Below are 6700 nucleotides of genomic sequence, written 5' to 3' on the forward strand. Positions count from 1 at the left end.
ATGACCAACCTTTTTCTTTACGGCACGTTGCGCCATGGACCCCTGCGCGCCGTGGTTGCGGGCGAAACTGCGCCAGAACCGGTCGACGCGCGTCTGGCCGATCACGCGGTCGCGCGGGAGCCCGAACTGCATCTGCCGTTCCTTGTCAGGCGCCCGGGCGTCGTGATCGACGGCCTTTTGCTGCGCGATGTCGGGCGCGAGGCGATGGCGCGGCTCGATGCCTACGAGGGCGACTACCGGCGCGCGCCCGTTGAGGTTCACACGGATCAAGGCCCCGTGCAGGCCGAGGCCTATTTCCCGCCCGACCATTTTGTAGAACATCCCGAGCCGTGGTCATTCGACAGATGGTGCGCCGAAAGTGGCGCGATGACGGTTTTGGCGGCAGAAGAGGTTTTCGCCCATGACCCGCCTTTGGCCGGCGGGGTGCTGAACGGGCAATGGCCGATGATCCTGATGCGGGCGGATGCGCGCCTTAGGGCCGCGTCGCACGAGGCGCCCGCCCGATTGCGCCATGCGCCATCGGCGGGGGATGTCCGCTGGCAAAGGCGCGCGCCCTTGGCGGGGGATTTCTTCAAGCTTGACCGGCTGGAAATCGACCATCTCCAGTTCAACGGCACCCGCTCGGGCCCGCTGCCCCGGGAGGTTCTGGTTGGGGCGGATGCGGCGCTTGTCCTGCCGTATGATCCTTTGCGTGACCGTGTCTTGCTGGTCGAACAGATGCGCGCCGGTCCCGCGCGGCGGGGCGATCCCAATCCCTGGAGCCTGGAGCCCGTCGCGGGCATCATCGACGCGGGTGAAACGCCGGAACAAAGCGCCCGGCGCGAAGGCATGGAAGAGGCGCATGTGACCTTTTCCGAGGTTCGGCACATGTTTTCGATCTATGCCTCGCCCGGCTCCACGACCGACCATTTCTTCTGCTTTGCGGGGCTGTGCGATCTGCCCGACGATCACGCGCGGCACGGCGGGCTCGACAGCGAAGGCGAAGACCTGCGCCTGCATCTTGTGCCCCTCGACGACGCCGTCGCGCTGATCGAGACGGGCGAAGTGAACGTCGGGCCGATTGTTGCGATGCTGCTTTGGCTGGCCCGGGCAAGGGATCGGCTTGAGTTCGCGCCGCGCGGCACCTAGACAGGGCGGGCATTGAACGAAAAGGCCTGATCATGACGATCCACAGCAACCTTGCCGATGCGATCGGCAATACCCCTCTCATCCGGTTGAATGCCGCGTCCGAGGCCACGGGATGCGAGATCCTTGGCAAGGCGGAATTCATGAACCCGGGTCAGTCCGTCAAGGATCGCGCCGCACTCTACATCATCCGCGACGCGATCGCCCGGGGCGAGCTGAAACCGGGCGGCACGATCGTCGAGGGCACGGCGGGAAATACCGGTATCGGGCTCGCGCTTGTGGGCGCGTCGATGGGGTTCAAGACCGTGATCGTGATGCCCGAGACGCAGAGCCAGGAAAAAAAGGACATGCTGCGCCTTGCGGGCGCCGAGCTGGTCCTTGTTCCCGCGGCTCCCTACAAGAACCCCAACAATTATGTGCGCTATTCGGGTCGTCTGGCCGAACGCCTTGCCAACGAAATGCCGGGCGGGGCTATCTGGGCGAACCAGTTCGACAACATCGCCAACCGGCAGGCCCATGTGGAAACCACCGGCCCCGAGATCTGGGATCAGACCGGCGGCAAGGTCGACGGGTTCATCTGCGCCGTGGGCTCGGGCGGGACGGCCGCAGGCGTGGCGCAGGCGCTTCAGCCGCGCGGTGTGAAATGCGGGATTGCCGATCCGATGGGGTCGGGCATCTACAGCCTGTTTACCGATGGCGAGGCCAAGCCCGAGGGCGGGTCGATCACTGAAGGCATCGGGCAGGGGCGGATCACCGCCAACCTCGAGGGATATACGCCCGACTACCTGTGCCAGGTCACCGATGAAGAGGCCCTGCCGATCGTCTTCGATCTTCTGGCGCACGAGGGATTGTGCATGGGCGGCTCGACCGGGATCAACATCGCGGGCGCGATCCGCATGGCCCGCGAGATGGGCCCCGGACATACCATCGTGACGATCCTGTGCGACTACGGGACGCGGTATCAGTCAAAGCTCTATAATCCCGTTTTTCTTAAGGAAAAGGGCCTTCCGGTTCCCGGCTGGCTCGATGAATCGGGGCCATCTTCGATCCCCGGAGTGTTTGAGGAGGCTTGATGACGGGTTGGATTGCCCGGCTTCTGCTGACTATCGCCGTCCTGTTCGCCTCGCCCCTGTCGTCTTGGGCACCGGCGCAGGCGCAGACGGCACAGGAGGCAGGCTCGCAGAGTATTGACTATGCGGCATGGGAGGCCGAGGCCTCCCGCGCGGAAAGCGTGGTGCAGGGTGGAATTGCCTCATCCGCATTTCTGCTGAACCTGAGGGAGAGCCTTGTTGACTGGCGTGCCCGGTTCCTGACGGCGCAGGATGCCAATGCCGAAAGGATCGCGACGATCCGCGCGCAGATCGACGCGCTCGGCCCCCTGCCGGAGGGCGACGGCGAAGAGCCCACGGAACTGACCGAACGACGGGCCGAGCTGAACCGCCAGCTGACCGATGCGCAGTTGCCCAGTGTCAACGCGAGCGAGGCCTTCACCCGAGCCAATGGCCTGATCGAAGAGATCGACACGATTCTTGCCGACCGTCAGGCGCGTGAATTGTTTGAAAACGACCCGATGCCCATTAACCCGCTGAACTGGGGGTCCGCGGTGATCGGTCTCGTCGAGATCGGCGAGACGCTGGACACGGAAATCGCGGACAGGCTTGCCGCCCATCGCGTCTCGCAGGACGGGTTGACGGGGCGTCTGCCGCTGAGTGTCATCCTGATCCTTGCGGGTCTCGCCCTTCTTTTGCGGAGCAGGTCCTATGTCGGCCGCTGGGCCGAAAGCATGCAAAAGGATGTCTCGACACGTCGGGGCATTGGCATCCTGTCGTTCCTGATTTCGCTGTTGCAGGTGCTCCTGCCGATCGCCGGTCTTGTCATGATCGGCTATGCCGTCGCCTATCTCGACGTGCTGGGCAATACCGGGCTGGCCTTTCTCGAAGCGGTGGTCAGCGCCATCGTGATGACGGTCATCGCACTGTGGCTTGCGGCGCGGCTGTTCCCGGTGAGCCGGGAACTGACCGCGGCCTTCGACGTCGATGTCGAGGCGCGGCCTGCCTTCCGGCGGACGATTGTGCTGATCGGGGTCTTCCTCGGTCTTGGCACCGTGGCCGAGGCCATCGCCACACAGAATGCCGTGCCACTGACGGCGCGCGGTGTCATCGTGCTGCCGGTCTATGTCGGGCTGTCGTTCGGGTTTCTGCGCCTGTCGCAGCTTCTGCGCCGGCACCGGCGCGAGGAATTGTCGGCCGCTGACGCCGGTGACAGTGAAAACAGCTTTGCCCAACGCACCCTGTCCATCGTCGCGCAGGCCATACGCGTGGTGGCGGTCATCGGGCCGATGCTGGCCGCCGTCGGCTATCTGAACCTTGCCGAGGCGATCATGACGCCGACGGCACAGTCGTTGGGGATCCTCGCGCTTCTGGTGGCATTGCAGTCGCCGATCCGGGACACCTATGCCCTGATCTCTCGCAAGACGCGGGAAGAGGCGTCGCAGGCGCTGATCCCGGTTCTGATGAACCTGCTTCTGGTTCTGGGAAGCCTGCCCATCCTGGCGCTGATCTGGGGGATGCGGCCGGAACGTATCTGGGACATCATAAGCCGGTTCAACGAGGGCTTTGCCCTTGGCGGCGCACGGGTGACGCCGGCGCTGGCGCTGGCGGTTCTGATTGTGTTCCTGATCGGGATGATCGCCACGCGTCTGTTGCAGGGCGCTTTGCGCAGCACGATCCTTCCGCGCACCAAGCTTGATCAGGGCGCGCGCAATGCCGTGACCTCGGGCGTGGGCTATGTGGGGATCGCGCTGGCGACCGTGATCGCAGTGACATCGGCCGGCCTCGACCTGACGGCCCTTGGTGTCGTGATCGGCGCGCTGTCGGTTGGGATCGGCCTTGGTCTTCAGGGGGTCGTGAACAACTTCGTTTCGGGCATCATCCTGCTGATCGAACGCCCGATCTCGGAGGGGGACTGGATCGAGGTCGGCCCCAACATGGGGATCGTGAAATCCATTTCCGTGCGATCGACCCGGATCGAGACATTCGACAAGACCGATGTCATCGTGCCGAACGCCGACCTGATCGCCGGAACCGTCACCAACTGGACGCGCGGCAACACCGTCGGTCGGGTGATCGTGACCGTTGGCGTGGCCTATGGTACCAATACACGCCGCGTGACGGAGATCCTTCGCGAGATCGCGGACGGCCATCCCGACGTGGCGAGCTATCCCGAACCCGGCGTCGATTTTCTGGGCTTTGGAGCCGACAGCCTCGATTTCCGGATCCGCATGATCCTGCGCGATATCAACAACCTCATGGACGTCAAGAACGAGGTCCACCACCAGATCGCCGAACGCTTTGCCGAAGAAGGGATCGAGATCCCCTTTGCGCAGCGCGACATCTGGTTGCGCAACCCCGAGGCCCTGCCGGGCGCAGGCGCGGCCCCGGACCGGGGCCTGCCGGACAGCCCCGAGGATCCGCCGCAGGGGCAGGGGGCCTGACGGCGGTCAAACCCGACTTGAGCCGCGCGGCCCTCGCCGCTAGGCTTTGGCCCATGTGATAGCGGGAGGCAGGGTCATGGGTCGGTTGTGTTTCAGAGGGCTTGCCCTTGCCGTTATTGTGTGCGCGCCGCAGGTCGCCACGGCCCAAAGCTTCGAAGACTGCGAGAAGCGCGAGATCGCGATCATCCGGACCGCCATCGAAGGTGCACATGATCTGGCGCTTCAGGCGGCGGTTTCGGTGGGCGATACGCCGGAATACAGGCGCTGGTTCGGCGATTACACGCGCCATGGGGCCGACGCTGTCCGGCGCGACCTCAAGACCGTCTACAAGGCCCTGGCAGAGCTGAACATCCACAATGTCTGCGTCAATACCGGGCTGGACGGCTGCAAGGGCGACACCTACGCCTACATCTATCGCAGCGAGGCCTGGACGATCCATTATTGCCGGCCCTTCTTTGGCCTGCCCTCAGTCCTCGGCATCTCGCCCAGTTCGTCGGATCTGGAATACGGCACGATCGAGGGCACGATCATCCACGAACTGAGCCATTTCGATCAGACCGCCGGCACCGAGGATTTCTGTTATTCGAGGACAGATTGCGCCCGCATGGCGCAGCGCGACCCCAACAGCGCGCGCCGCAACGCCGACAGCCTTCAGTATTACTCCGAGGATGTGCTGTTCTTCGGTGGCAGCGGCTAGACGTTACTCCGCAGCCTTCAGCTGTTCTTCCGGGACTTCGCCGCGTGTCTCGGGCTCCGGCAATCCCTCGCGCGACAGCAGGATCGCCACGGGCCGCACGGCCGGAATCTCTGAACACACGATCATCAGCGCGACCATGATCGGCACCGACAGGAACATGCCCGGAATGCCCCAGACCGCGCCCCAGAAGGCGAGGCTGATGATGATCCCGAAGGATGACAGCCGCAATGCGCGACCCATCAGCATCGGGTCGATGACATTGCCGTTGACGAACTGGATCGTGCCCACGACGAGAAAGATCGCCAGCGTCTGGCTCGCATCGGCCAGCTGCACATAGGTGACGAGCGCCACAAGGCCCGTGGCGATGATCGAGCCTATGTTGGGAATGTAGTTGAGGATGAAGGTGATGATCCCAAGCGGCGCTGCCAGCTCGAGCCCGAAAAGTTTGGCCACGAACCAGACCATCGCGCCGGTGACCACGCTGACCAGTGTCTTGACCAGCAGATAGCGGTTCACGCGCCGGATGATCGAGCCCACGATGCGCCCGATCCGGTCGGCCTGAACCTCGTCACCCACGAAATTCACCAGCTTCGTCGAGAACCACACCCTCTCGGCAAAGAGAAATCCCATGAAGAGGATGACAAGGACCGAGGCCTGCATCATCGATCCCGCCTGGCCTGCCAGCGTGCGCAGATAGCCCGACAGATCCACGGTCGAGACCGAGTTGAACACCGCCTGTTCGGCATCCTCGCCCAGCCAGGCGAAGAGCGCCGCCACCGCCTCGGGTGTCTGCTCGGTATAGCTGAGCGTTGTCAGAAGGACCGTGTTCACCTGGCTGAGGATCAGCGAGGTCAGCGTCAGCAGCGCCGCCGCGATGGCAAGGACCGCCACGATGCTGGCCAGCCAGTTGGGCACGTGCAGCGGCCCTATCCTCTGACGGGCGATAAAGCTGATCGCGTCGCTCGTGAGGCTGAACAGCACGATCGCCGTGACCAGCGAGATCAGCATGAACCGCGCCTGAACCAGCAGGAACAGCACCACCGCGAATGCGATGATGACAAGCGCCGCCGTCTGGATGCGCACGGGATCAGCCAGCGCAGCGCGGCGCTGGATTCGGTCGTTCATTTCTGGTCGTTCGGACATTCCTGGCTGCGCCCTGGTCTGGCCTGTTCGCGGCAACGCCCATCACTATGCGACACCACCGCAGAGGAAACAATGCGTTGCAGTCCTTTCCCGGTCACAACCAGTTCAATTTGCGGACTTTGCCTGAATTGCAGGCCTTGCATCCCCCCGCTGCGAAGTTCTATACCCCGCCTCGGACAGGTGGCCGAGTGGTCGAAGGCGCGCGCCTGGAAAGTGCGTAGGCGGGAAACCGTCTCGAGGGT

Annotated in this window: 6 protein-coding genes; 4 read left to right on the forward strand and 2 right to left on the reverse strand. The window is 64.0% G+C overall.

Annotated elements, in window-relative coordinates; translation table 11 throughout:
* The 4 genes from EP376_RS16100 to EP376_RS16115 all read left to right on the forward strand — a co-directional run bounded on the left by EP376_RS16100 (nt 1) and on the right by EP376_RS16115 (nt 5315).
* Nucleotides 1-1128, forward strand: a complete 1128-nt coding sequence (locus EP376_RS16100; protein ID WP_127656641.1) for a gamma-glutamylcyclotransferase — start codon at nt 1-3, stop codon at nt 1126-1128.
* Nucleotides 1129-1160: 32 nt separating this feature from the next.
* Nucleotides 1161-2198: a cysteine synthase A gene (locus tag EP376_RS16105; RefSeq protein ID WP_127656642.1), complete on the forward strand. Its 1038-nt coding sequence runs from the start codon at nt 1161-1163 to the stop codon at nt 2196-2198.
* Complete coding sequence (locus EP376_RS16110) at nt 2198-4618, forward strand: DUF3772 domain-containing protein (protein WP_127656643.1); 2421 nt, start codon at nt 2198-2200, stop codon at nt 4616-4618. Before EP376_RS16105 ends, EP376_RS16110 begins: the two co-directional genes overlap by 1 nt.
* A 76-nt stretch (nt 4619-4694) precedes the next feature.
* Nucleotides 4695-5315 carry a M35 family metallo-endopeptidase gene (locus EP376_RS16115; RefSeq protein ID WP_127656644.1) on the forward strand — a complete coding sequence of 207 codons (621 nt, stop codon included), beginning with the start codon at nt 4695-4697 and terminating at the stop codon, nt 5313-5315.
* 3 nt (nt 5316-5318) lie between these two features.
* Here the strand turns inward: EP376_RS16115 and EP376_RS16120 are convergent, their stop codons facing one another.
* Together EP376_RS16120 and EP376_RS23205 are read right to left on the reverse strand one after the other, a co-directional pair.
* Nucleotides 5319-6440: an AI-2E family transporter gene (locus EP376_RS16120; protein ID WP_127656645.1), complete on the reverse strand. Its 1122-nt coding sequence runs from the start codon at nt 6438-6440 to the stop codon at nt 5319-5321.
* Nucleotides 6437-6700: hypothetical protein (locus EP376_RS23205; RefSeq protein ID WP_206074798.1), on the reverse strand; the 264-nt coding region annotated here is incomplete at its 5' end. The genes EP376_RS23205 and EP376_RS16120, both read right to left, overlap by 4 nt.

Origin of the sequence: Alexandriicola marinus (assembly GCF_004000435.1) — a bacterium.
GTDB classification, from domain to species: Bacteria; Pseudomonadota; Alphaproteobacteria; order Rhodobacterales; family Rhodobacteraceae; genus Alexandriicola; species Alexandriicola marinus.